Consider the following 24,112-nt stretch of genomic DNA (forward strand, 5'->3'; position numbering starts at 1 on the left):
CAGATAACACTGATTTAGTTTGAATTTGATTTTCATCTAATATCTTTATTTAATAGAACTCCTAAACTTTTTCATAATAATCTCCTGCAAAAGTCACCTGTCTGGGTGGCTTTTGTTTTATCATCCATGATATAATAGAAGCAAACGGAGGACGGAAAATGGTAAAAGTACGATTGTATTTGGTACGTCATGGCAAGACTATGTTTAACACGATTGGTCGCGCGCAAGGTTGGAGCGATACTCCTTTAACGGCTGAAGGTGAGCGAGGGATTCAAGAATTAGGAATCGGTTTGCGAGAATCTGGTCTACAGTTTGATCGCGCTTATTCCAGTGATTCTGGCCGCACCATTCAGACAATGGGAATTATTCTTGAAGAACTTGGTTTGCAGGGGAAAATCCCTTATCGCATGGACAAACGTATCAGAGAATGGTGTTTTGGTAGCTTTGACGGAGCTTATGATGGTGATCTTTTCATGGGCATTATTCCTCGTATCTTTAATGTGGATCATGTTCACCAATTGTCTTATGCTGAACTGGCTGAGGGGTTGGTAGAGGTCGATACAGCTGGTTGGGCTGAAGGATGGGAAAAACTCAGTGGCCGAATCAAGGAAGGTTTTGAAGCGATTGCCAAAGAAATGGAAGAGCAAGGTGGGGGCAATGCCCTAGTCGTGAGCCACGGAATGACCATTGGAACCATTGTGTATCTGATTAATGGCATGCATCCGCATGGTCTCGATAATGGTAGCGTGACGATACTTGAATATGAGGACGGCCAGTTTAGCGTAGAAGTTGTCGGTGACAGTAGTTACCGACAACTAGGACGTGAGAAGATGGAGGAAGTCTCTATTTAATTAGTCTAGACTTGTTTGCAATGAACTAGGAATCTAGTAGGAATATCAAAATAAGAAAAAACAGCCGAAGTAATCCTTTCGGCTGTTTTTGATGGGGAAAACTAAAGTGTAATGCTATTGCTTTTAGAGATTTTCATAAACAAGAGCAAGGAACCTACTGTTAGAACAGTCAGGATAGTTGATAAGGCTGCGGCTACACCGTAATTCCCTCTGAGAACCTCTGTATAAATGGCTACAGTCATTGTTCTTGTTTTGACATTGTAGAGGAGGATAGAAGTAGAGAGTTCTGAAATCATTGTAACCCAAGATAGGATAGCTCCAGAAATAATACCAGATAGCATCATTGGAGTTGTAATCTTGGCAAAGGTATTGAGACGGCTACTTCCTAAGCTTTCAGCAGCTTCTTCAATACTTGGTGCTATTTGTTGCAAGCTAGCAACAGATGAGCGAATAGTATACGGTAATCTTCTGACAGATAGAGACATAATCAAGATGAAAGCAGTTCCTGTAATCATAAGAAATCCACTTCCAAATAGACCGGTATTGAAGGAAGAAATGAAGGCAATCCCTAGAACAGTTCCGGGTACAATATAAGGGACCATACTGAGGCTGTCAATTAAGTTTGTAAACAAATTCCGTTTTCTAACGGCTAGGTAGGAGATAAATGTTGCGAATAGGACAACTAGAACTAAGGCAATCAAAGGGATACGAATAGTATTGAAAATAGCAGATCCCATACGATTGAAAGCTACCTTGTAACTGTTTAGAGAATAACCTTTGACAAATACCATACCTGATGTTTTTAGGAAAGAAGTATAAATCAAGTAGACTTGAGGTAGAACAGAGAACAAGATAATTCCGTAGACTGTTGCATAAATGGCAGCCATTTTTCCTTTTGTAGTTTTTTTAGGCTCAATTGGATGGAGCGAATTCATGCTGAAACTGTAGCGGTTTGAGATGTATTTTTGGATAAGGAAGATTGCCAAGGCAATGATAATCGCCATAATTGCTAAAGCAGATGCAAAAGCAGAATTTCCTCCAACCTCGCTAATGAATTGGGTATAAATCAAGACGGGGAAAGTCCGATATCCTTCACCAATCAACATAGGCGTTCCAAAATCTGAGAATGCTCTCATAAACACAAGCAGGGCAGCAGCTAGTAAGGTTGGAACTAGGAGAGGTAAAACAACCGTTACGATACGCTTAAATCCGAAGGACCCCATGCTTTCAGCAGCTTCAAGTAGAGAATTGTCAATACTTTTCATTGTCCCAGCAACGTATAGAAATACCAGTGGGAATAGTTGCAGTGTAAAGACAAGTACAATTCCTTTGAATCCATAAATATCAATAGCTGGAAGATGAAGAGTATTTGTCATGAATTTTGTGATGACCCCATTTCGTCCCAGCAAGAGAATCCAGGAGTAGGCTCCCACGAAAGGAGCTGACATGGAAGCAATGATAATCAATATTTGTAGAAATTTCTTTCCCTTGAAGTCATACATGGAAAAAAGATAAGCTAATAGGGTTCCTACAACTAAGGAAGTGACAGTAGCGGTAATGGAGACCTTGAAACTGTTGACAAGTGTCTCAGAGTAGTAAGCTTTACTAAAGAAAGTGACAAAATTAGCTAGTGAGAATTGTCCTTCATGTATGAGTGCTTGCTTGAGCACGGTAACGATAGGATAAACGAGAAAGACAAGATAGGTAAGAAAGATGAAGAAAGAGGAGGCTGTCCAAATATTTAGTTTTTTACGTTCCATGGTTGACTCCTTTTATCAGGTTTTGGGAACCATCTGCAGAAAAGACGTTTAATTTTTGAGTATTGATTCGTAGACGAATACGATCGCCTTTTTGTAGATCTTCTTCAAAAGTTGATTCTTCGCTAACCTGAATTTTTGAGGCAAAGCCTGTTTCAATGAAATACTCCGTATTTAGTCCAAGATAGACGCTATCGCTAATAGTTCCTTCAATATCTCCAGATTCATCTTTGATAAATTCTTCAGGACGAATGCTTACATGAATGGCTTGCTCCTCAGCCTGATCAAGAGCTGGCATTCGAAGAGCATAGCCATCTGAAAAGACGATATAAGCGCCGTCGCTCCGTTTTTCAAGAGTGGCAGGGATAATATTTGTGCGTCCGATAAAGGTAGCCACAAACTCATTAGCTGGTTTATGATAGAGTTCTTTTGGCCGACCGATTTGTTGAATCACCCCATCTTTCATAACAGCAATTTGGTCTGAAATCGCCATGGCTTCTTCTTGGTCGTGGGTCACATAGACGGTTGTAATTCCCACTTCGTGTTGGATTTCTCGAATGGCTTGACGCATATCCAAGCGAAGTTTGGCATCTAGGTTACTGAGCGGCTCGTCCATGAGGAGAACACTTGGATTAACAGCTAAGGCGCGTGCCAAGGCGACACGTTGTTGTTGTCCACCACTGAGTTTATCTGGCTTTCGATCCGCATATTGAGCAATTTGCATGAGTTCAAGATACTTGTTGGTCTGTTGAATCAATTCTTCTTTTGGAACTTTCTTTTGCTTGAGACCAAAAGCAACATTGTCTCGGACAGTCAAATGTGGGAAAATAGCGTAGTTTTGGAAAACCATTCCGATATTGCGTTTGCTAGGTTCCATATTATTGATTTTTGTATCATCGAAGTACAATTCTCCGCCTTCGATACTGTTGAAGCCTGCAATCATGCGAAGAAGAGTCGTTTTCCCACACCCTGAAGGACCAAGGATGGTAAAGAGGCTTCCTTTGGGAATAGTGACATTCAAGTTTTCAATAACAGGGACGTCGTGGTAGATTTTTTTGGCGTTAATAATTTTGATCTCACTCATAGTGAACCCCTTTTACTGTTTAGATTGGATATCTGTAAAAATGTCATTGTACTTTTTAAGAATAGTGGATTTGTTTTTAATGACATAATCTGAATCTTCGGTGGCAATCTTGATTTCTGTCATTGCCTTCATATTTTTATTGGTTTTAGCATTTTTACGAATAGGTCTGATTGTAGTTTCAGTTCCTAGCTTATCTTGGATTTCTTGAGAAAGGAGGAAATCGATAAATTTTTTAGCGTTTTCCATGTGTTTGGCATTTTTGACGATAGCCGCGTTACCAGGTAAAAAGACGGTACCTTCTTTTGGATAAATAACTTTTACATCAACTCCATCATTTAAGAGTTTTAAGGCAGGATCTTCATAGGTGAGTCCTACAGCCATTTCTCCATCGGCGACAGCTTTATAAACATTCGAAGAGCTAGATGCAATTTTTCCATCTACTAGGGTAAATAGATTTTTCACATAGGTCCAAGCTTGTTCATTTTCGTATCCACCTTGATCGACAAGCATGTTTGTTAATTGAGCAAAGGCACTTGAAGCGTTACTTGGATCAGCAGTAGCGATTTTTCCTTTTAATTTAGGATTGAGTAGATCATTGTAGCCTTCAATTTTAATATCTTTTGTAAGAGCTGAATTGGCAATGATAACACTGACATCCAGTGTATAAGGTGTGTAGAATCCTGTTTTATTTTGATATTCAGGGATTATCTGGTCGTTTTCTTGGGAAGTATAAGGTTCAAAAAGTTTTTCGTTAGAAGAGAAGAGGGCATAGGAGCCTCCGAAAATGACATCGGCTACAGGCGATTCTTTTTCAGCCTCAGCTTTTTTGAACAATTCACCAGTGCTAGCTTGTACTAAGTCAACCTTAATACCATATTTTTCTTCGAAGGCTGGGATTGTTTCTTCGATAAGGTCTTCAGGGTTAGGCGAGTAGACAACCAAAGTGTTATCTGAATCTTTTTCAGCGCTAGTTTCTGTTTCTATAGGTGAAGAACATCCTGATAAAGAAAGGAATACCCAGCTACAAGAGAGAAAGAATAGTATTTTTTTCATAAGTATCTCCTTTTTTACGAACATTTTCTCTACCTAGATTGTTAATGTTTTTAAATTGTAGAGTTCTACAGGATATAATAAAAACCTTAAAGAAATCTAAAACGGGAAATATGAGTTAAAGACGCTAGGGGAAGAAAATACAAGAAACAAATAATTGATAGAAGTTAGCTCCAAATGAGGGCTAATTTTTTATACTGCTAAATAAGCTGGATTTGCGATTCAGTCTTTCTTGGCATACAAGCCCAAAAGAACATTTCTCGTCTTTCAAATTCCCTCAAAAATGGTATAATAGTAACATCACAAAATTGGAGAGAGACCATGAGTTTTTACAATCATAAAGAAATTGAGCCTAAGTGGCAGGGCTACTGGGCAGAACATCATACATTTAAGACAGGAACAGATGCATCAAAACCTAAGTTTTATGCTCTTGATATGTTTCCTTATCCGTCTGGAGCGGGTCTGCACGTAGGACATCCAGAAGGTTATACCGCAACGGATATCCTCAGCCGTTTCAAACGTGCGCAAGGATACAATGTCCTTCACCCAATGGGTTGGGATGCTTTTGGTTTGCCTGCAGAGCAATACGCTATGGATACAGGTAATGACCCAGCAGAATTTACAGCTGAGAACATTGCCAACTTCAAACGCCAAATCAATGCGCTTGGATTTTCTTATGACTGGGATCGTGAAGTCAATACAACAGATCCAAACTACTACAAGTGGACCCAATGGATTTTCACTAAGCTTTACGAAAAAGGCTTGGCCTATGAAGCGGAAGTGCCAGTAAACTGGGTTGAGGAATTGGGAACAGCCATCGCCAACGAAGAGGTTCTTCCTGACGGAACTTCTGAGCGTGGAGGCTATCCAGTTGTCCGCAAGCCAATGCGCCAATGGATGCTCAAAATCACGGCTTACGCAGAGCGCTTGCTCAATGATTTAGATGAACTAGATTGGCCGGAGTCTATCAAGGACATGCAACGCAACTGGATTGGGAAATCAACTGGTGCTAATGTAACTTTTAAAGTTAAGGGAACAGACAAGGAATTCACAGTCTTTACCACTCGTCCGGACACCCTTTTCGGTGCGACTTTCACTGTTTTGGCTCCTGAACATGATTTGGTTGACGCTATCACAAGTCCAGAGCAAGCAGAAGCAGTAGCAGACTATAAACACCAAGCTAGCCTCAAGTCTGACTTGGCTCGTACAGACCTTGCCAAAGAAAAAACTGGTGTTTGGACTGGTGCTTATGCCATCAACCCTGTCAATGGTAAGGAAATTCCAATCTGGATTGCCGACTATGTTCTTGCTAGTTACGGAACAGGTGCCGTTATGGCTGTGCCTGCCCACGATCAACGTGACTGGGAATTTGCCAAACAATTTGACCTTCCAATCGTAGAAGTACTTGAAGGTGGAAATGTAGCAGAAGCTGCCTACACAGAAGATGGCCTTCACGTTAATTCAGACTTCCTAGATGGACTCAACAAAGAAGACGCAATTGCTAAGATTGTGGCTTGGTTGGAAGAAAAAGGCTGTGGTCAAGAGAAGGTGACCTACCGTCTCCGCGACTGGCTCTTTAGCCGTCAACGTTACTGGGGTGAGCCAATTCCTATCATTCATTGGGAAGACGGAACTTCAACAGCTGTTCCTGAAAATGAATTGCCACTTGTCTTGCCAGTAACCAAGGATATCCGTCCTTCAGGTACTGGTGAAAGTCCACTAGCTAATTTGACAGATTGGCTTGAAGTGACTCGTGAAGATGGTGTCAAAGGTCGTCGCGAGACCAACACAATGCCACAATGGGCAGGTTCAAGCTGGTACTACCTCCGCTATATTGACCCGCACAATACTGAGAAATTGGCCGATGAGGAGCTCCTCAAACAATGGTTGCCAGTAGATATCTACGTGGGTGGTGCAGAGCATGCCGTTCTTCACTTGCTTTATGCTCGTTTCTGGCACAAATTCCTCTATGACCTCGGTGTTGTTCCAACTAAGGAACCATTCCAAAAACTCTTTAACCAAGGGATGATTTTGGGAACCAGCTACCGTGACCACCGTGGGGCTCTTGTGGCGACTGACAAGGTTGAAAAACGTGACGGTTCCTTCTTCCATGTAGAAACAGGTGAAGAGTTAGAGCAAGCGCCAGCTAAGATGTCTAAATCGCTCAAGAACGTGGTTAACCCTGACGATGTGGTGGAACAATACGGTGCCGATACCCTTCGTGTTTATGAAATGTTTATGGGACCACTTGATGCTTCGATTGCTTGGTCAGAAGAAGGTCTGGAAGGAAGCCGTAAGTTCCTTGACCGTGTTTACCGCTTGATTACAAGTAAAGAAATAGCTGCGGAAAACAATGGCGCTCTTGACAAAGTTTACAACGAAACTGTTAAAGCTGTCACAGAACAAATCGAATCCCTCAAATTCAACACAGCCATTGCCCAACTTATGGTCTTTGTCAATGCAGCTAACAAGGAAGACAAGCTTTATGCAGACTACGCCAAAGGCTTTATCCAATTGATTGCACCATTTGCGCCTCACTTGGCAGAAGAGCTCTGGCAAACAGTTGCAGCAACAGGTGAGTCAATCTCTTATGTGGCTTGGCCAACTTGGGACGAAAGCAAATTGGTTGAAGACGAAATCGAAATTGTCGTCCAAATCAAAGGTAAAGTCCGTGCCAAACTCATGGTCGCTAAAGACCTATCACGCGAAGAATTGCAAGAAATTGCTCTGGCTGACGAAAAAGTCAAAGCGGAGATTGACGGTAAGGAAATCGTGAAGGTGATTGCGGTACCGAACAAACTCGTTAATATCGTTGTGAAATAAGAAATGAATCCTTCAGAGTAGAATCTGGAGGATTTTTTGAATCTTCTTATGAAAGTATGATATACTATGGGCAACTATAAAGTTTGAAAAGCGAAACAAGGGGAAAGTTATGCCAGTAAATGAATATGGTCAGATGATTGGGGAGTCAATGGAAGGTTATACTCCAGGTGAATTGCCTTCTATTGATTTCTTAGAAGGGCGATATGCTCGAATAGAAGCTCTTTCAGTGGAAAAGCATACGGAGGATTTATTAGCTGTTTATGGTCCGGATACTCCTCGGGAGATGTGGACCTACCTTTTTCAGGAACCAGTGGCAGATATGGAGGAGCTGGTTACCCTTTTAAATCAGATGTTAGCTCGTAAGGACCGTTTTTACTATGCAATCATAGACAAGGAAACTGGTAAAGTTTTAGGAACTTTTTCTCTCATGCGTATTGACCAGAATAACCGAGTAATAGAAGTGGGAGCTGTCACTTTTTCTCCAGAGCTCAGGGGGACACGAATAGGGACAGAAGCCCAGTATCTCCTGGCGCGCTATGTTTTCGAGGAACTTAACTATCGTCGCTATGAGTGGAAATGCGATGCTCTTAACCTGCCATCAAGACGAGCAGCGGAACGTTTGGGCTTTATTTATGAAGGAACCTTCCGTCAGGCAGTGGTTTATAAGGGGCGCACGAGGGATACGGATTGGTTGTCTATAATTGATAAGGATTGGCCCAAAGTAAAATCTCGTTTGGAAACATGGTTGCGTCCTGAAAATTTTGACAAAAATGGACAGCAGTACAAGAGCTTGAGAGAACTCTAAGAGGTGTTGAGATGATTACTATTAAAAAGCAAGAAATTGTCAAGCTAGAGGATGTTTTGCATCTCTATCAGGCTGTCGGTTGGACAAATTATACCCATCAACCAGAGATGCTGGAGCAGGCCTTATCTCATTCATTAGCGATTTATGTGGCACTTGATGGCGATGCTGTGGTAGGCTTGATTCGTTTGGTTGGCGATGGATTCTCATCAGTATTGGTTCAGGATTTAATTGTTTTACCAATCTATCAGCGTCAAGGGATTGGTAGCGCCTTGATGAAAGAGGCTTTAGAGGATTACAAAGATGCCTATCAAGTCCAGCTGGTGACAGGCCAGACAGAAAGAACCTTGGGATTCTATCGTTCTATGGGCTTTGAAATCTTATCCACCTATAATTGTATAGGAATGACTTGGATGAATCGAGAAAAATAATAAAATTTGTTTTTTATTAAGCAAAATTTAAGGATGGTCTAGTATTATATAGTCATTAAATAAAGACCTCCTAACTTTATTTAATGAAATCCTAAAACTTTTTTCATCATAATCTCCTAATGAAGCCACCCAATCAGGTGGCTTTTTTCGTGGATAGGTGATGGTGATAGATTTTTTTTGCAAAATAGTAAAATTTGAGAAAAGTTAAGCTAGTTTTAAGCTTTGTCTTGTATCATATAGTTATTAAATAAAGACCTCCTAACTTTATTTAATAAAATCCTAAACTTTTCTTTTTCATAATAATCTCCCTTAACTCCACCCAATCAGGTGGAGTTTTTTGGCTCTATTTCAGGATTTTGGGGACTATTCTAAAAATCATTTTCCGATATTTTTCGGATTTTGGTCGGGGAATTGGCGGGGACTTTTTTTAGCGAATATGACTAATAAATAGGTCTGTTGTCGCTTCAGCTACTTCAAACTCAATTTGATTGTAAGTGACTGTTAATTGAAGGACTGGAACTGCTGTAATAATGTTCTTGGTTGTCGAGGAGTGAGTCATCATATTGTTGTACAGCGGTTAAAGCTTGCGAAGCTGAGAATGTAAATCTTTGACGAAATGTGTGAACTGTGGGATAATGAAAGAGAATTAAGTATTGTGTCTATATCATAGGCTAGAAAAGACCCCAAGCTCACGTCCAAATAAGCTTGGGGTCTTTTTTGACACTATTTGTCCTTGTTTAGCCATTTATCGACTAGCCGAAGAACGACACCGACCACAATCGGTTCGATGATAGTTTTAAGGATTAGTTCCATCATGGGCTATCTCACCTCCTTTCGTAGGCGGTGTAGCAGTGCCGTAGAATGTTATACCACATAGGTGCTAAACTCTGGAGTCACCCAATCAGGTGGCTTTTTTGTTTGTGGCTTGGTTTTTTGATATAATAGAGCCATGAGTAGAATTTTAGATAATGAGATAATGGGGGACGAGGAGTTAGTAGAACGCACGCTCCGTCCTCAGTATTTACGTGAATATATTGGGCAGGATAAGGTCAAGGACCAGCTTCAAATCTTTATAGAAGCTGCCAAAATGCGGGATGAAGCGCTGGATCATGTGCTTTTATTTGGCCCTCCAGGCTTGGGAAAAACGACCATGGCTTTTGTTATTGCCAATGAACTAGGTGTCAATCTCAAGCAGACTTCGGGTCCAGTCATTGAAAAAGCCGGTGATTTGGTAGCGATTTTGAATGACTTAGAGCCTGGGGATGTTCTCTTTATTGATGAGATTCATCGTTTGCCAATGTCAGTGGAAGAGGTGCTTTATAGTGCCATGGAGGACTTCTACATTGATATCATGATTGGGGCTGGTGAAGGCAGTCGCAGTGTTCATTTGGAGTTGCCACCTTTCACTTTGATTGGTGCGACGACTCGGGCTGGTATGCTCTCAAATCCGCTACGGGCACGTTTTGGAATTACAGGTCACATGGAGTATTATGCCCATGCTGACTTGACGGAAATTGTTGAGCGGACGGCAGATATTTTTGAGATGGAAATCACTCATGAGGCAGCATCTGAATTAGCCCTACGTAGTCGTGGAACCCCTCGTATTGCCAATCGTCTCCTCAAACGCGTGCGCGATTTTGCCCAGATTATAGGGAATGGGGTTATCGATGATCTTATTACTGATAAGGCTTTGACTATGCTGGATGTTGACCATGAAGGTCTGGACTATGTGGACCAGAAAATCCTTCGCACCATGATTGAGATGTACGGTGGTGGTCCTGTTGGTCTAGGAACTCTTTCTGTTAACATAGCAGAAGAGCGTGAGACAGTTGAAGACATGTATGAGCCCTACTTGATTCAAAAAGGTTTTATCATGCGGACACGTTCTGGACGGGTGGCGACTGCTAAGGCATATGAGCATTTAGGGTATGAATATATTGAAAAATAAGGCTGAAATTTTAGACTCTTTCAGAGAAAATCCGGATATGATGGCTATTTTGACTATCATCCGAAACCTTGGTTTGAAAGATTCTTGGTTGGCAGCAGGTTCTGTCAGGAATTTCATCTGGAATCTCTTGTCAGATAAATCCCCTTTTGACTGTGAAACAGATGTAGATGTGATTTTCTTTAATCCAGATATTTCTTATGAGGAAACCTTATTACTGGAGAAAAAGCTACGAGAGGATTTTCCTCAGTACCAATGGGAGTTGAAAAATCAGGTCTATATGCATCAGCATAGCCCTCATACTGCTCCCTATACCAGTTCCCGTGATGCTATGAGTAAGTATCCAGAACGGTGTACGGCTGTTGGACTACGCTTGAATGAAGAATCCGATTTTGAACTCTATGCACCTTATGGTTTGGAGGATATTTTGAATTTTCAAGTTCGTCCAACTCCTCATTTTTTAGAGAATGAAGACCGAATGGAACTTTATCAAACACGTCTATCCAAGAAAAATTGGCAGGAAAAATGGAAAAATTTGATTTTTAAAAATACTTAAGGAAACTTTAAGCTAGGAAGTGTATACTAAGTCCATAAGTTAAGAAGACCTTAACTTAAACTCCTAAAACTTTTTCATAATAATCTCCCTATAAAAAATAAAGTCGCCCAATCAGGCGGCTTATTTTTTTGAAAAATGGGCTTGGTGCCTGAGAATAATACTCAATGAAAATCAAAGAGCAAACTAGGAAGCTAGCTGCAGGTTGCTCAAAACACTGTTTTGAGGTTGCAGATAGAGCTGACGTGGTTTGAATTTGATTTTCGAAGAGTATAAATAGCTTAGTGATAGAAGAAAATAGGGAAATATGGTATAATGAAACGATAGATTTTTGAATAGGAATAAGATCATGTTTGGATTTTTTAAGAAAGATAAGGCTGTGGAAGTAGAGGTTCCGACACAGGTTCCTGCTCATATCGGCATCATCATGGATGGCAATGGGCGTTGGGCTAAAAAACGTATGCAACCGCGAGTCTTCGGACACAAGGCGGGCATGGAAGCATTGCAAACTGTGACCAAGGCAGCCAACAAACTAGGCGTCAAGGTGATTACAGTTTATGCTTTTTCTACAGAAAACTGGACCCGTCCAGATCAGGAAGTCAAGTTTATCATGAACTTGCCAGTAGAGTTTTATGATAATTATGTCCCGGAATTGCATGCGAATAATGTTAAGATTCAAATGATTGGGGAGACAGACCGCCTGCCTAAGCAAACTTTTGAAGCTCTGACCAAGGCTGAGGAATTGACTAAGAACAACACAGGTTTGATTCTTAATTTTGCCCTCAACTATGGTGGACGTGCTGAGATTACACAGGCTCTTAAGTTGATTTCCCAGGATGTGTTAGATGCCAAAATCAACCCAGGTGACATCACAGAGGAATTGATTGGCAACTATCTCTTCACTCAGCATTTGCCTAAGGATGTACGAGACCCAGACTTGATTATCCGTACTAGTGGAGAATTGCGTTTGAGCAATTTCCTTCCATGGCAGGGAGCCTACAGTGAGCTCTATTTTACGGATACCTTGTGGCCTGATTTTGACGAGGCAGCCTTGCAGGAAGCCATTCTTGCATACAATCGTCGTCATCGCCGATTTGGAGGAGTTTAGGAGGAAATATGACACAAGATTTACAGAAAAGAACCTTGTTTGCAGGGATTGCCCTGGCTATTTTCCTACCAATTTTAATGATTGGTGGCCTCTTGCTTCAGATAGCAATTGGAATCATAGCCATGCTAGCCATGCATGAACTTTTGAAGATGAGAGGTCTAGAGACCATGACTATGGAGGGCCTCTTGACCCTCTTTGCAACCTTTGCCTTAACCATTCCCTTGGAGAATTATCTGACTTTTTTACCAGTTGATGGGAATGTGGTTGCCTATAGTGTTTTGATTTCAATCATGTTAGGAACGACTGTTTTTAGCAAGTCTTATACGATTGAGGACGCTGTTTTCCCTCTTGCTATGAGTTTCTATGTTGGCTTTGGATTTAATGCTTTACTAGATGCTCGCGTTGCAGGTTTAGATAAGGCTCTATTGGCCTTGTGTATCGTCTGGGCGACAGACAGTGGTGCCTATCTTGTTGGGATGAACTATGGTAAACGAAAATTAGCTCCGACGGTTTCTCCAAATAAAACCTTTGAGGGTGCCTTGGGTGGTATTTTAGGCGCTATTTTAGTAACCATCATCTTTATGATGTTTGACAGAACAGTTGCTCTTCCGTATGGAATTTACAAGATGTCGGTCTTTGCTATTTTCTTTAGCATTGCTGGACAATTTGGTGATTTACTAGAAAGTTCGATCAAACGTCATTTTGGTGTCAAGGATTCTGGGAAATTTATCCCTGGACATGGTGGTGTTTTGGATCGTTTTGATAGTATGTTGCTTGTATTTCCAATCATGCACTTATTTGGACTCTTTTAATCAAAAGACGGAGGAAATACTATGCTCGGAATTTTAACCTTTATTCTGGTTTTCGGGATTATTGTGGTGGTGCACGAGTTCGGGCACTTCTACTTTGCCAAGAAATCAGGGATTCTAGTGCGTGAATTTGCCATTGGCATGGGACCCAAAATCTTTGCTCACATTGGCAAGGATGGGACGGCCTACACCATTCGAATCTTGCCTCTTGGGGGCTATGTTCGTATGGCCGGTTGGGGTGATGATACAACTGAAATCAAGACAGGAACTCCTGTCAGTTTGACGCTTACTGATGATGGTAAAGTTAAACGCATAAATCTTTCAGGTAAAAAATTAGATCAAACAGCCCTTCCTATGCAGGTGACCCAGTTTGATTTTGAAGACAAGCTCTTTATCAAGGGCTTGGTTCTGGAAGAAGAAAAAACATTTGCAGTGGATCACGATGCAACGGTTGTGGAATCAGATGGTACTGAGGTTCGGATTGCACCTTTAGATGTTCAATATCAAAATGCGACTATCTGGGGGAAACTCATTACTAATTTTGCAGGCCCTATGAACAACTTTATCTTAGGTGTCGTTGTTTTCTGGATTTTAATCTTTATGCAGGGTGGTGTCAGAGATGTCGATACCAACCAGTTCCATATTATGCCCCAAGGGGCCTTGGCTAAGGTGGGAGTACCAGAAACGGCACAAATTACCAAAATTGGCTCACATGAGGTTAGCAACTGGGAAAGTTTGATTCAGGCTGTGGAATCAGAAACCAAAGATAAGACGGCCCCGACCTTGGATGTAACTATTTCTGAAAATGGTAGTGACAAACAAGTCACTGTTACTCCGGAAGAAAGTCAAGGTCGTTACCTTCTAGGTGTTCAACCGGGGATTAAATCAGATTTTGTATCTATGTTTGTAGGTGGTTTTACAACTGCTGCTGACTCGGCCCTACGAATTCTATCAGATCTGAAAAATCTGATTTTCCAACCGGATTTGAACAAGCTAGGTGGACCTGTTGCCATCTTTAAGGCAAGTAGTGATGCTGCTAAAAATGGAATTGAGAATGTCTTGTACTTCTTGGCAGTGATTTCCATCAATATTGGGATTTTTAATCTTATTCCGATTCCAGCATTGGATGGTGGTAAGATTGTGCTCAATATCCTGGAAGCCATTCGCCGTAAACCATTAAAACAAGAAATTGAAACCTATGTCACCTTGGCCGGAGTGGTCATCATGGTTGTCTTGATGATTGCTGTGACTTGGAATGACATCATGCGACTCTTTTTTAGATAATCGAGGAATATTATGAAACAAAGTAAAATGCTTATCCCAACGCTTCGCGAAATGCCAAGTGATGCTCAAGTTATCAGCCATGCTCTTATGTTGCGCGCTGGTTATGTTCGTCAAGTATCTGCAGGTGTTTATTCTTACTTACCACTTGCCAACCGTGTGATTGAAAAAGCTAAAAACATCATGCGCCAAGAATTCGACAAGATTGGTGCCGTTGAGATGTTGGCTCCAGCCCTTCTCAGTGCAGAGTTGTGGCGCGAATCAGGTCGTTACGAAACTTATGGTGAAGACCTTTATAAACTAAAAAACCGCGAAAAATCAGACTTTATCCTAGGTCCAACTCACGAAGAAACCTTTACAACTATTGTTCGTGATTCTGTTAAGTCTTACAAGCAATTACCACTTAATCTCTATCAAATTCAACCTAAGTATCGTGATGAGAAACGCCCACGTAATGGACTTCTCCGTACGCGTGAGTTTATTATGAAAGACGGTTATAGCTTCCACTCTAATTATGATAGCTTAGATGTAACTTATGATGAATACAAGGCTGCCTATGAGCGTATTTTCACTCGTAGTGGTTTAGACTTCAAGGCTATCATCGGTGACGGTGGAGCCATGGGTGGTAAGGACAGCCAAGAATTTATGGCCATTACACCTGCTCGTACAGACCTTGACCGCTGGGTTGTCTTGGACAAGTCAGTTGCCTCATTTGATGAAATTCCTACAGAAGTGCAAGAAGAAATCAAGGCAGAATTGCTCAAATGGATGGTTTCTGGTGAAGATACCATTGCTTACTCAAGTGAGTCTAGCTATGCGGCTAACTTAGAAATGGCAACAAACGAGTACAAACCAAGCAACCGTGTTGTCGCTGAAGAAGAAGTAACTCGTGTTGCAACGCCAGATGTTAAATCAATCGATGAAGTTGCAGCCTTCCTCAATGTTCCAGAAGAACAAACGATCAAAACTCTCTTTTACATGGCAGATGGTGAACTTGTTGCAGCCCTTCTAGTTGGAAATGACCAACTCAACGAAGTCAAGTTGAAAAACCACTTGGGAGCAGATTTCTTTGACGTTGCTAGCGAAGAAGAAGTGGCAAATGTTGTTCAAGCAGGATTCGGTTCACTTGGCCCAGTTGGTTTGCCAGAGAATGTTAAAATCATCGCAGACCGTAAGGTGCAAGATGTTCGCAATGCAGTTGTCGGTGCTAACGAAGATGGCTACCACTTGACTGGTGTGAACCCAGGTCGTGACTTTATTGCAGAATATGTGGATATCCGTGAAGTTCGTGAGGGTGAAATTTCTCCAGACGGACAAGGTGTCCTTAACTTTGCGCGTGGTATCGAAATTGGTCACATCTTTAAACTCGGTACTCGCTACTCAGCAAGCATGGGAGCAGATGTCTTGGATGAAAATGGCCGTGCTGTACCGATCATCATGGGTTCATATGGTATCGGTGTCAGCCGTCTCCTTTCAGCAGTGATGGAGCAACACGCTCGCCTCTTTGTTAATAAAACGCCAAAAGGTGAATACCGTTATGCTTGGGGAATCAACTTCCCTAAAGAGTTGGCACCATTTGACGTGCACTTGATTACTGTCAATGTCAAAGATGAAGAAGCGCAAGCCTTGACAGAAAAGCTTGAAGCAAGCTTGATGGGAGCTGGTTACGAAGTCTTGACAGACGACCGTAATGAACGTGTCGGAGTCAAATTCAGCGATAGCGATTTGATTGGGTTGCCAATCCGTATCACTGTTGGGAAGAAAGCAGCCGATGGCATCGTAGAAGTGAAGATTAAAGCGACTGGTGATACTATCGAAGTTCATGCAGATAACTTACTTGAAACGCTTGAAATTCTCAGCAAGAAATAAAAACTATAATCAGAAGAAAAACAAGGAAAAAATGTAACTAGTTTTTACCTTGTTTTTTCTGTATAATGAGAAAAATGAGTAGATAAAGAGGTAAATGTATGCTAAGATTTCCAAAGGATTTTGTCTGGGGATCCTCTACTTCTGGACCACAGACAGAAGGACGTGTAGCTGGTGACGGTAAAGGAGATAATCTCTGGGATTATTGGTACCAAGTGGAGTCAAATCGCTACTATAATGGAATTGGTCCAGATAAGACATCGACCTTTTATGAAAATTGGGAAAAAGATATCGAGCTACTGGTAGAAACTGGTCATACAGCCTTTCGGACTTCTATTCAATGGTCACGGATTTTTCCACAAGGGCGTGGAAAAGTCAATGCTCAAGGTGTGGATTTCTATCGTAAGGTTTTTGAGGCTATTAAGGCTAAAGGAATTCGTCTTTTAGTCAATCTCTATCATTTTGATCTGCCTTTTGCTCTTCAAGAAGATGGCGATGGTTGGGAAAATAAGGCGACTGTCTCAGCTTATGAAGACTATGCTCGTTTTTGTTTTGAGACTTATGGAGATTTAGTGGATCAGTGGATTACCTTTAACGAGCCAATCGTTCCTGTAGAATTTGGCTATTTTTATGATGCTCATTATCCACATAAGGTGGATGCAGAGGCAGCCGTTAAAGTAGCCTATCATACACAATTGGCTAGCAGTCGGGCAGTCAAGGCCTGTCATGAACTCTTGCCTAATTCCAAAATTGGGATTGTCCTCAACTTGACACCGGCTTATCCACGTAGCCAGCATCCTGCTGATGTCAAGGCTGCTCGTATTGCGGACCTTTTTCAGGCCCAATCTTTCTTAGATCCGTCTGTTTTGGGGACTTATCCACAGGAATTGGTAGAAATCTTGTATGAACACGGCCTCTTACCTGATACTACGGAGGAAGAGTTGGAACTCATTCGTGATAATACGGTGGACTTCCTCGGTGTCAACTACTATCAACCTTTGCGTGTTATGGCGCCTCGATTTGCGAAACATCCAGAGAGTCCTCTTTTGCCAGAACATTTTTACGAGCCTTATGTGATGCCTGGACGTAAAATCAATCCTCACCGTGGCTGGGAGATTTATGAGCAAGGGATTTATGACATTGCCCAAAATATCAAGAAAAATTATGGCAATATTGAGTGGATGTTGACAGAGAATGGTATGGGTGTTGAGGGGGAAGAAAAATTCCGTCAAGATGGAATAATTCAAGATGATTATCGTATTGACTTTGTAAAAGGTCATCTTGGTGAACTTTACCGTGCTATTGAAGACGGAGCCAATTGTAAGGGTTACTTAATTTGGACCTTTATTGACTGCTGGTCATGGCTCAATAGTTATAAAAATCGCTATGGCTTGGTCGAATTAGACTTGGAAACGCAAGAACGTCGTCTGAAAAAATCAGGGCACTGGTTCAAGGAATTAAGCGACAATAATGGATTTTAAAAAGGACTCTGACTGATTATCCTAATTGGTCAGAGTTTTTTGCTAACAGGAGCGTAATTTGAACTATACCAATTTTTACTCTTGACAAGTGAAAGAAACAAGTATATACTGTTTTTGCTGATTCTATAAAAGAGGAATTAGACTATACCAATTTTAAGGAGAAAGCACAGCTGGTCTGTGTCGTATATACTATGTGTGGAATTGTTGGTGTTGTTGGGAACACAAATGCAACTGATATTTTGATTCAAGGGCTTGAAAAGCTCGAATACCGTGGCTATGATTCTGCGGGGATTTTTGTCCTAGGTGGTGCTGAAAATCACCTAGTCAAGGCTGTCGGTCGTATCGCAGAATTATCTGCCAAGACAGCTGGTGTTGAGGGTACAACTGGTATCGGACATACTCGTTGGGCGACTCACGGGAAACCAACGGAAGACAATGCTCACCCACACCGCTCTGAGACAGAACGTTTTGTCTTGGTTCACAATGGAGTGATTGAGAACTACCTTGAAATCAAGGAAGAATACCTTGCAGGTCACCACTTTAAGGGGCAAACAGATACTGAAATCGCCGTTCACTTGATTGGAAAATTTGCGGAAGAAGATGGCTTGTCAGTTCTTGAAGCCTTCAAAAAAGCTCTTCACATCATCCGTGGTTCTTATGCCTTTGCCTTGGTTGACTCACAAGATCCTGAAGTCATCTACGTAGCTAAGAATAAATCACCACTTTTGATTGGTCTTGGAGAAGGCTATAACATGGTCTGCTCAGATGCTATGGCTATGATTCGTGAAACCAACCAATACATGGAAATTCATGACCAAGAGTTGGTAATCGTCAAGGCGGATAGCGTGGAAGTTCAAGACTATGATGGTAATAGTCGTGAGCGCGCTAGCTACACTGCTGAGCTAGACTTATCTGATATCGGTAAGGGAACTTATCCTTACTACATGCTCAAGGAAATTGATGAGCAACCAACTGTTATGCGTAAACTCATCCAAGCCTACACAGATGAGGCTGGTCAAGTAGTAGTAGACCCAGCTATCATCAAGGCTGTTCAAGACGCAGACCGTATCTACATCCTTGCAGCTGGGACATCTTACCACGCAGGATTTGCTTCTAAGAAGATGCTGGAAGAATTGACAGATACACCAGTTGAACTTGGAATTTCATCTGAGTGGGGTTACGGTATGCCACTTCTCAGCAAGAAACCACTCTTCATCTTTATCAGTCAGTCTGGTGAAACGGCGGATAGCCGTCAGGTTTTGGTTAAGGCTAATGAAATGGGAATCCCAAGCTTGACAGTGACAAACGTACCAGGCTCTACTCTTTCTCGTGAAGCCAACCATACTATGCTTCTTCATGCAGGTCCTGAAATTGCCGTAGCCTCAACCAAGGCTTATACAGCGCAAATCGCAGCCCTTGCCTTCCTTGCAAAAGCAGTCGGAGAAGCAAATGGCAATGCCAAAGCGCAAGCATTTGATTTAGTTCATGAGTTGTCAATCGTAGCTCAGTCTATCGAATCAACTCTTTCAGAGAAAGAAACCATTGAAGCCAAGGTTCGTGGGCTTCTTGAAACAACTCGCAACGCCTTTTATATTGGGCGTGGTCAAGATTACTACGTAGCTATGGAAGCAAGCCTTAAACTCAAAGAGATTTCTTACATCCAGTGTGAAGGTTTTGCAGCAGGAGAACTCAAGCATGGAACCATTGCCTTGATTGAAGAAGGAACGCCTGTCTTGGCTCTCTTGTCAGATCCAGTCCTTGCCAACCACACTCGTGGAAATATCCAAGAAGTGGCAGCCCGTGGTGCCAAAGTCCTCACTATCGCAGAAGAAAATGTTGCTAAAGAGACAGACGATATCGTCCTTACGGCCGTACACCTTTACCTCTCACCAATTTCAATGGTCGTACCAACACAATTGGTCGCTTACTTTGCAACACTGCACCGTGGCCTTGATGTGGATAAACCACGTAACCTTGCTAAGTCAGTAACGGTAGAATAAGCTAAAAAAGTCTAGTTATCTAGGCTTTTTCTTGTGAGCAAACTAGGAAGCTAGCCGCAGGCTGTACTTGAGTACGGCAAGGTGAAGCTGACGTGGTTTGAATTTGATTTTAGAAGAGTCTTAATAAAAAATCCTAATCGAGTTTATTATGACGGCAAATATTGTGCAAAAATCAATCCCCCGAGCGTTAAGGCTTGGGGGATTGTTCTATAGGAGGGCTAGTTTAGTTCTCTTTTTTGTTTTTTAACAAGAACCCGAGACCTAGGAGTGCAAGGAGACTAATTCCTGCAAACAGAAGTTTGTGATCATTTTTGGTTCCTGTATTTGGAAGTTCAGCTTGTTTAGCTAGGGGCGCAGGTATATTTTCCTTGCTAGAGTTTTCTACCGATTCGTTTTGAACAGCTTCACTTACAGATGATGGTTGTGCTTCTTGTGCTGGTTGTGAATCAGTTGTAGCTTGCTTGGGTTTATCTTCTGCATCAGCTACTTTGGCATCTGGTTTAGTAGAGTCAGGTTTAGCTTGTGGAGCTGGTTCTTGATGTTCAGATTTGATTACTGGGTTTGAAATATGGCCTTGGCTATTATTTTGCCCTTGTTCTTGTTTTAAGCTAGAAAGATCAAATTCTGGTTTTTCTTCCACAGCTGGGGCAACAATGGCACCGCCTTGAGAGACTCGAAGAACAGTAGCTGTAAGGGCATTTAATTTCAAGCCTTTTTCAGTCCACTCAAGTCCTTTCGGGTTGGCAATTCCGACTGGCCCTGCTTGGTTTTCATCTGCTAAAACTTCAGCATTTCTGAGATGTGCAAAGGCAGTTCCCAAATTAAATTCGCGAGCTTTTTCGTCCGCATTGACAAAGACTGCGTAGATATCCCCATTTGGAGCAGTGATTTGGTAGCCAATTACCACGTCCTCTTTTGCCACACCATTTTGGCCTGGAACAGTGATGAGGTGGACACGGTCTTTGATATCTTGGAGACTCTTAAGTCGGAAGGCATCTGTAGATTGACGAAGGGCAATCAAACCTTTCATATAGTCACGGCTCTTGACATTTTCAGGATATGCTTTTCCATCTGTAGCCTTAGTCCAGTCAAACTTGTTAATAGCATCACTCGAATCGTAAGAGTCATGTATGAAGTAAGGATAGTCAAATGGATTGCCGTCCTTATCACGCAACAAGTGAGATTTGTTTGGAACCTTATCCTCTGCTACTGGAGTCTTGTAGGCTGGGTCACGGAATTGTTTAGTACGTCCATATTCCTGACCGGAGTGGATAAACGGAGTTCCTTGAGCTGTCAAGACCATGAGATTTCCAAGTCGCAAACGACGGTGGATTTCAGCATAGTTCTCAGCTTTGCTTGGATCTTTTTTGATAGATTGGGCGATGATGTCAAAGAGGGTCAAGTTATCATGGGCTGCGATGTATTGGATGACATCTCCAGGGCTGTCAGCTTCAAAGTTGGTTGGTTGAGCAATGAGATTTTTGAAGATGGTGTTGATATCACGCTTGCCACCTGTGATAAAGGCAGGTTGGCCTTCGTTTGGATAACCAGACTTGAGGTTGTTACGGATGTCATCTGAAAAGACAGCGACAGTATCGGTATGTTTCATCCAATCTTGGTCAGCAGCTTTAGTAGGCATGTTTTCATCACCAGCATAGGTTCTCCAACCTTCACCAAGCATGATGAGGTTTGGATTGAGGGCGCGTGCAGCCTTGTACGCTTCTTCGATAGAAGCGGCATCATGGTCTCCCATCATATCGAAACGGAAGCCATCAACTTTGTAGGTATCAACTAGATATTTGATAGAGTCAACTAGGAGCCGTTTGGTCATATGGTGGGTTGTCCCCAAGCGTCCACCACCAAAGCTAGTTCGAGGTGTTCCGTCAGCATCCATAAAGTGGTAGTAGTTTGGCTCTAAATCTTCAAAGATATCGACCTTGGCTGTATGGTTATAAACGACATCTAGGATAGCTCCCATGCCACGTTTGTGGATTTCGTTGATGAGGTTTTTAAATTCTGCGATTCGTTTTTCTGGATTTTTAGGATCGCTTGAATACATACCAGTCAAGGAGAAGTAGTTTTGAGGATCATATCCCCAGTTATAGTTGCTGTTGCTTGAAGCATAGTCAGACAAGCGTTCATGGTTTTTCAATTCATTGACAAAGTAGTAAGACAAGACTGGAAGGAGCTGGATGTGGGTCACACCTAAGTCTTTGAGATAGTCTAGTTTTTCAATAAAGGCTTCAAAGGTACCAAATGGTTTGGTCAAGTCTTTTGCAATGGCAGGATCTGAAGTGAAGTCACGCACATGAGCTTCGTAGATAACGGCATCTTCACGAGTCTTGAAATTGTGAATCTTACCATAAGTCAAGTCTTGAGGTCCGAGTTTGGCTGGATCTACAAAGGCGGCTTTAGCCACTTTATGGGCATCGTCAATCTTAGCATCGTCACTATTCCAAGCAGCGAGGGACTTAGCGTAAGGATCGAGTGCAAGAACAGTTTTACCTTGACGTTCGATTTGGTATTGATAATAGTATCCAGTGAAATCTGTGATTCCGAGTTTGTTTGTGCTATCTAGAGTTTGTTTCCAAGTTCCTCTTTCCCCTTTTTCAAGAGCGACAGTTCCAACCACTTTTTCAGGGTTATTCTTGTCGTAGACAACGACAGAAACCTTGTCAGCACTTGGTGACCAAAGGGTTAAATCAACTTGTTTTCCTTCTTCTTTTAGGTCAGCTCCAAGTTTGCCATCATAACTGTAAGTCTCATCTTTCAGACGCCAGCTTGTTTTGGTAGTGAATTGGTCAGCGTTGTAGCTCACGGTATAAGGATGTTTTGTGTCCGAGAAATCTCCACTGTAGGTCACTTTCTTACCAGCTTCATCGATTGCAACATCGGTGATAGCTACTTTATTTCCTAGGTGATTAGTGATGTTGGAGTGTTTGAGGATATCCTCTTTTTTAGCACCGACAAGTGTTGAAAAACTACTCTCAATGCTAGAAGTGCCTACGTGTTGGGCTCCTGTCATACGGATATCATGGACATAGTATGGATTTGTGTAAATCGATTCATCATCGTCTTTTAGGAAAATTTGGCTATGATTTTTTAAATCTGTGAACTTATAATCTTCTTTACGGATTTTCACATCGTCTCCTTGTTTGTTTCTGTCTAGTAATAAAAATCCAAGGTCTTTAGCTGCATCTTTGAGTGGAATATCGATATAGCGACCATATTTGCCTGTAGCCGTAAAATCTGTTCCGTTAGGCCATTCACCACTACTTGGATTTTTCACATCTCCCCAGTACCAGAGAGATTTCTTGTCATAGTTGCCATCTGTACGGTAGTAGTTGACGCGAATAGTTCCTGCAGGTTGTGGCTCGTAAGAGAAAACCTTGTGTTCTTGGTCCAACCAAGCCTCATTCATATTTGGTGCCAGTTTTTCTATCGATTTATCGCCGGTTAGATTTTTCCCAGCTGTATTATTGATGAGGAAGCTAATTTTCTTGGCTTGTTCTCCCTTTAATTTGACATCTAGGTAGTAGCCATAGTCATCTTTTTTGGCATCCTTAAAGGACAAGGCTCCGTTAGGCCAGTTTTCAGATGGTTTTTCAACATCGTCCCAAGTCCATAGTCCTTGAGCATCCTTGTTTTCTTCAGGAAGCTTTTTGACATGGATACGGAAGTAGTTGTCTTCTATTGGTTCTTCTGCCTTAGTTTCAGTCGTTACTGGACTCGTAGAAGTAGTTGGTTCACTTGAACGATCTTGTCCGGTTTGTGGGGCTGAATCGGCGGGAGTTGCAGCAGGAGTAGTTGGCTCTGTTGCAGGTTTTTCTTCTGTTTTCTTTAGGGAAGCGTTTGCACTATCGGGTGAAGAAAAATCGCTTTCGTTCTTGCCAGCGATGTTTGTTGCATCAGTAAGAGGTTGAGTAAGGGAGGTCGTATTTCTGTTGCTGGGTTCGTTAGTGGTTGGTGTATTTTCGTTTGCTGAGATAGTTGGTGTAGCCATGGCAAGCAGAATAAGGCTTGCTCCAATAAGGACAGAACCAGTTCCATTCTTGAGAGAACGGATGCTGTAAACCATTTTTTTCTCAGTGTGAGATGGTGTTCTTTTCATAATCAATCTCCTATAAATGAATTTCTTTATCAGTATAGCACTTAGTAAAATAAGATGCAAGCGTTTTCCTAAAATTAAAATAAAAGAAAAAATCGCAACAAATTTTGTTACGATTAAGCCAGTATTTCTTATAGGAAAAGATTTTGTCAAAAAATCGTTA

Annotated in this window: 18 protein-coding genes; 12 read left to right on the plus strand and 6 right to left on the minus strand. The window is 41.8% G+C overall.

Going from position 1 to position 24,112, the window contains the following annotated elements; genetic code table 11:
• Positions 1-158: 158 nt before the first annotated feature.
• Positions 159-851, plus strand: coding sequence for a histidine phosphatase family protein (locus QM408_RS01075; protein WP_023946791.1), 693 nt, complete (start codon positions 159-161; stop codon positions 849-851).
• 101 nt (positions 852-952) lie between these two features.
• Here QM408_RS01075 and QM408_RS01080 read toward each other — a convergent pair whose 3' ends face one another.
• The 3 genes from QM408_RS01080 to QM408_RS01090 are packed head-to-tail and all read right to left on the minus strand — an operon-like array spanning position 953 to position 4,745.
• Positions 953-2,611 (minus strand): ABC transporter permease, encoded by a 1,659-nt coding sequence (locus tag QM408_RS01080; protein WP_000440018.1) that lies wholly within the window; start codon positions 2,609-2,611, stop codon positions 953-955.
• Positions 2,601-3,692, minus strand: coding sequence for an ABC transporter ATP-binding protein (locus QM408_RS01085; RefSeq protein WP_261017520.1), 1,092 nt, complete (start codon positions 3,690-3,692; stop codon positions 2,601-2,603). The genes QM408_RS01080 and QM408_RS01085 overlap by 11 nt, the downstream gene beginning before the upstream one ends.
• Before the next feature lie 12 nt (positions 3,693-3,704).
• Positions 3,705-4,745 carry an ABC transporter substrate-binding protein gene (locus QM408_RS01090; RefSeq protein ID WP_414373254.1) on the minus strand — a complete coding sequence of 347 codons (1,041 nt, stop codon included), beginning with the start codon at positions 4,743-4,745 and terminating at the stop codon, positions 3,705-3,707.
• Between the two features lie 318 nt (positions 4,746-5,063).
• On the opposite strand from QM408_RS01090, the gene leuS reads away from it, so the two are divergent.
• From leuS to QM408_RS01105, 3 genes are all read left to right on the plus strand, one after another.
• Complete coding sequence (leuS, locus tag QM408_RS01095; RefSeq protein WP_261077938.1) at positions 5,064-7,565, plus strand: leucine--tRNA ligase; 2,502 nt, start codon at positions 5,064-5,066, stop codon at positions 7,563-7,565.
• A 109-nt stretch (positions 7,566-7,674) separates the two neighbouring features.
• Positions 7,675-8,370: a GNAT family N-acetyltransferase gene (locus QM408_RS01100; RefSeq protein WP_001144927.1), complete on the plus strand. Its 696-nt coding sequence runs from the start codon at positions 7,675-7,677 to the stop codon at positions 8,368-8,370.
• 11 nt (positions 8,371-8,381) lie between these two features.
• On the plus strand, positions 8,382-8,798 hold the full coding sequence (locus QM408_RS01105) for a GNAT family N-acetyltransferase (protein ID WP_084928775.1): 417 nt from the start codon (positions 8,382-8,384) through the stop codon (positions 8,796-8,798).
• Between the two features lie 427 nt (positions 8,799-9,225).
• On the opposite strand, the gene QM408_RS01110 is transcribed toward QM408_RS01105, so the two are convergent.
• Complete coding sequence (locus QM408_RS01110) at positions 9,226-9,360, minus strand: hypothetical protein (RefSeq protein WP_257960423.1); 135 nt, start codon at positions 9,358-9,360, stop codon at positions 9,226-9,228.
• A gap of 161 nt (positions 9,361-9,521) precedes the next feature.
• Positions 9,522-9,614, minus strand: coding sequence for a type I toxin-antitoxin system Fst family toxin (locus tag QM408_RS01115; RefSeq protein ID WP_084862780.1), 93 nt, complete (start codon positions 9,612-9,614; stop codon positions 9,522-9,524).
• Between the two features lie 133 nt (positions 9,615-9,747).
• Here QM408_RS01115 and ruvB point away from each other — a divergent pair, with 133 nt between their 5' ends.
• The 8 genes from ruvB to glmS all read left to right on the plus strand — a co-directional run bounded on the left by ruvB (position 9,748) and on the right by glmS (position 19,841).
• The gene (gene ruvB / locus QM408_RS01120) at positions 9,748-10,746 is read left to right on the plus strand and encodes a Holliday junction branch migration DNA helicase RuvB (protein WP_023946759.1); all 999 of its coding nucleotides are present in this window, start codon (positions 9,748-9,750) and stop codon (positions 10,744-10,746) included.
• A complete protein-coding gene (locus tag QM408_RS01125) occupies positions 10,727-11,299 on the plus strand; it encodes a nucleotidyltransferase family protein (protein ID WP_261095789.1) in 573 nt (190 codons plus the stop codon). Before ruvB ends, QM408_RS01125 begins: the two co-directional genes overlap by 20 nt.
• Positions 11,300-11,645: 346 nt before the next feature.
• Positions 11,646-12,404, plus strand: coding sequence for an isoprenyl transferase (locus QM408_RS01130; protein WP_120769750.1), 759 nt, complete (start codon positions 11,646-11,648; stop codon positions 12,402-12,404).
• An 8-nt stretch (positions 12,405-12,412) separates the two neighbouring features.
• A complete protein-coding gene (locus QM408_RS01135; RefSeq protein WP_023946755.1) occupies positions 12,413-13,216 on the plus strand; it encodes a phosphatidate cytidylyltransferase in 804 nt (267 codons plus the stop codon).
• 21 nt (positions 13,217-13,237) lie between these two features.
• Positions 13,238-14,497: an RIP metalloprotease RseP gene (gene rseP, locus QM408_RS01140; protein WP_414373259.1), complete on the plus strand. Its 1,260-nt coding sequence runs from the start codon at positions 13,238-13,240 to the stop codon at positions 14,495-14,497.
• Between the two features lie 12 nt (positions 14,498-14,509).
• Positions 14,510-16,363, plus strand: a complete 1,854-nt coding sequence (locus tag QM408_RS01145; protein ID WP_414373262.1) for a proline--tRNA ligase — start codon at positions 14,510-14,512, stop codon at positions 16,361-16,363.
• Between the two features lie 98 nt (positions 16,364-16,461).
• Complete coding sequence (bglA, locus tag QM408_RS01150) at positions 16,462-17,841, plus strand: 6-phospho-beta-glucosidase (RefSeq protein ID WP_414373265.1); 1,380 nt, start codon at positions 16,462-16,464, stop codon at positions 17,839-17,841.
• A 191-nt stretch (positions 17,842-18,032) separates the two neighbouring features.
• The gene (gene glmS / locus QM408_RS01155) at positions 18,033-19,841 is read left to right on the plus strand and encodes a glutamine--fructose-6-phosphate transaminase (isomerizing) (protein WP_261126521.1); all 1,809 of its coding nucleotides are present in this window, start codon (positions 18,033-18,035) and stop codon (positions 19,839-19,841) included.
• A gap of 223 nt (positions 19,842-20,064) precedes the next feature.
• Here glmS and QM408_RS01160 read toward each other — a convergent pair whose 3' ends face one another.
• On the minus strand, positions 20,065-23,952 hold the full coding sequence (locus QM408_RS01160) for a pullulanase (RefSeq protein WP_414373268.1): 3,888 nt from the start codon (positions 23,950-23,952) through the stop codon (positions 20,065-20,067).
• Between the last annotated feature and the right edge of the window lie 160 nt (positions 23,953-24,112).

Source organism: Streptococcus mitis, from assembly GCF_047464965.1.
Taxonomy (GTDB): Bacteria; Bacillota; Bacilli; order Lactobacillales; family Streptococcaceae; genus Streptococcus; species Streptococcus mitis_DU.

What these genes read in the sequence shown, in the direction of transcription:
- QM408_RS01130 (WP_120769750.1), top strand. Translation starts at nt 11,646, where the DNA reads ATGTTTGGATTTTTTAAGAAAGATAAGGCTGTGGAAGTAGAGGTTCCG.
- QM408_RS01075 (WP_023946791.1), top strand. Translation starts at nt 159, where the DNA reads ATGGTAAAAGTACGATTGTATTTGGTACGTCATGGCAAGACTATGTTT.
- QM408_RS01125 (WP_261095789.1), top strand. Translation starts at nt 10,727, where the DNA reads ATGAATATATTGAAAAATAAGGCTGAAATTTTAGACTCTTTCAGAGAA.
- QM408_RS01090 (WP_414373254.1), bottom strand. Translation starts at nt 4,745, where the DNA reads ATGAAAAAAATACTATTCTTTCTCTCTTGTAGCTGGGTATTCCTTTCT.
- QM408_RS01080 (WP_000440018.1), bottom strand. Translation starts at nt 2,611, where the DNA reads ATGGAACGTAAAAAACTAAATATTTGGACAGCCTCCTCTTTCTTCATC.
- rseP (WP_414373259.1), top strand. Translation starts at nt 13,238, where the DNA reads ATGCTCGGAATTTTAACCTTTATTCTGGTTTTCGGGATTATTGTGGTG.
- leuS (WP_261077938.1), top strand. Translation starts at nt 5,064, where the DNA reads ATGAGTTTTTACAATCATAAAGAAATTGAGCCTAAGTGGCAGGGCTAC.
- QM408_RS01100 (WP_001144927.1), top strand. Translation starts at nt 7,675, where the DNA reads ATGCCAGTAAATGAATATGGTCAGATGATTGGGGAGTCAATGGAAGGT.
- QM408_RS01145 (WP_414373262.1), top strand. Translation starts at nt 14,510, where the DNA reads ATGAAACAAAGTAAAATGCTTATCCCAACGCTTCGCGAAATGCCAAGT.
- QM408_RS01085 (WP_261017520.1), bottom strand. Translation starts at nt 3,692, where the DNA reads ATGAGTGAGATCAAAATTATTAACGCCAAAAAAATCTACCACGACGTC.
- QM408_RS01105 (WP_084928775.1), top strand. Translation starts at nt 8,382, where the DNA reads ATGATTACTATTAAAAAGCAAGAAATTGTCAAGCTAGAGGATGTTTTG.
- glmS (WP_261126521.1), top strand. Translation starts at nt 18,033, where the DNA reads ATGTGTGGAATTGTTGGTGTTGTTGGGAACACAAATGCAACTGATATT.
- bglA (WP_414373265.1), top strand. Translation starts at nt 16,462, where the DNA reads ATGCTAAGATTTCCAAAGGATTTTGTCTGGGGATCCTCTACTTCTGGA.
- QM408_RS01110 (WP_257960423.1), bottom strand. Translation starts at nt 9,360, where the DNA reads ATGATGACTCACTCCTCGACAACCAAGAACATTATTACAGCAGTTCCA.
- QM408_RS01135 (WP_023946755.1), top strand. Translation starts at nt 12,413, where the DNA reads ATGACACAAGATTTACAGAAAAGAACCTTGTTTGCAGGGATTGCCCTG.
- QM408_RS01115 (WP_084862780.1), bottom strand. Translation starts at nt 9,614, where the DNA reads ATGATGGAACTAATCCTTAAAACTATCATCGAACCGATTGTGGTCGGT.
- QM408_RS01160 (WP_414373268.1), bottom strand. Translation starts at nt 23,952, where the DNA reads ATGAAAAGAACACCATCTCACACTGAGAAAAAAATGGTTTACAGCATC.
- ruvB (WP_023946759.1), top strand. Translation starts at nt 9,748, where the DNA reads ATGAGTAGAATTTTAGATAATGAGATAATGGGGGACGAGGAGTTAGTA.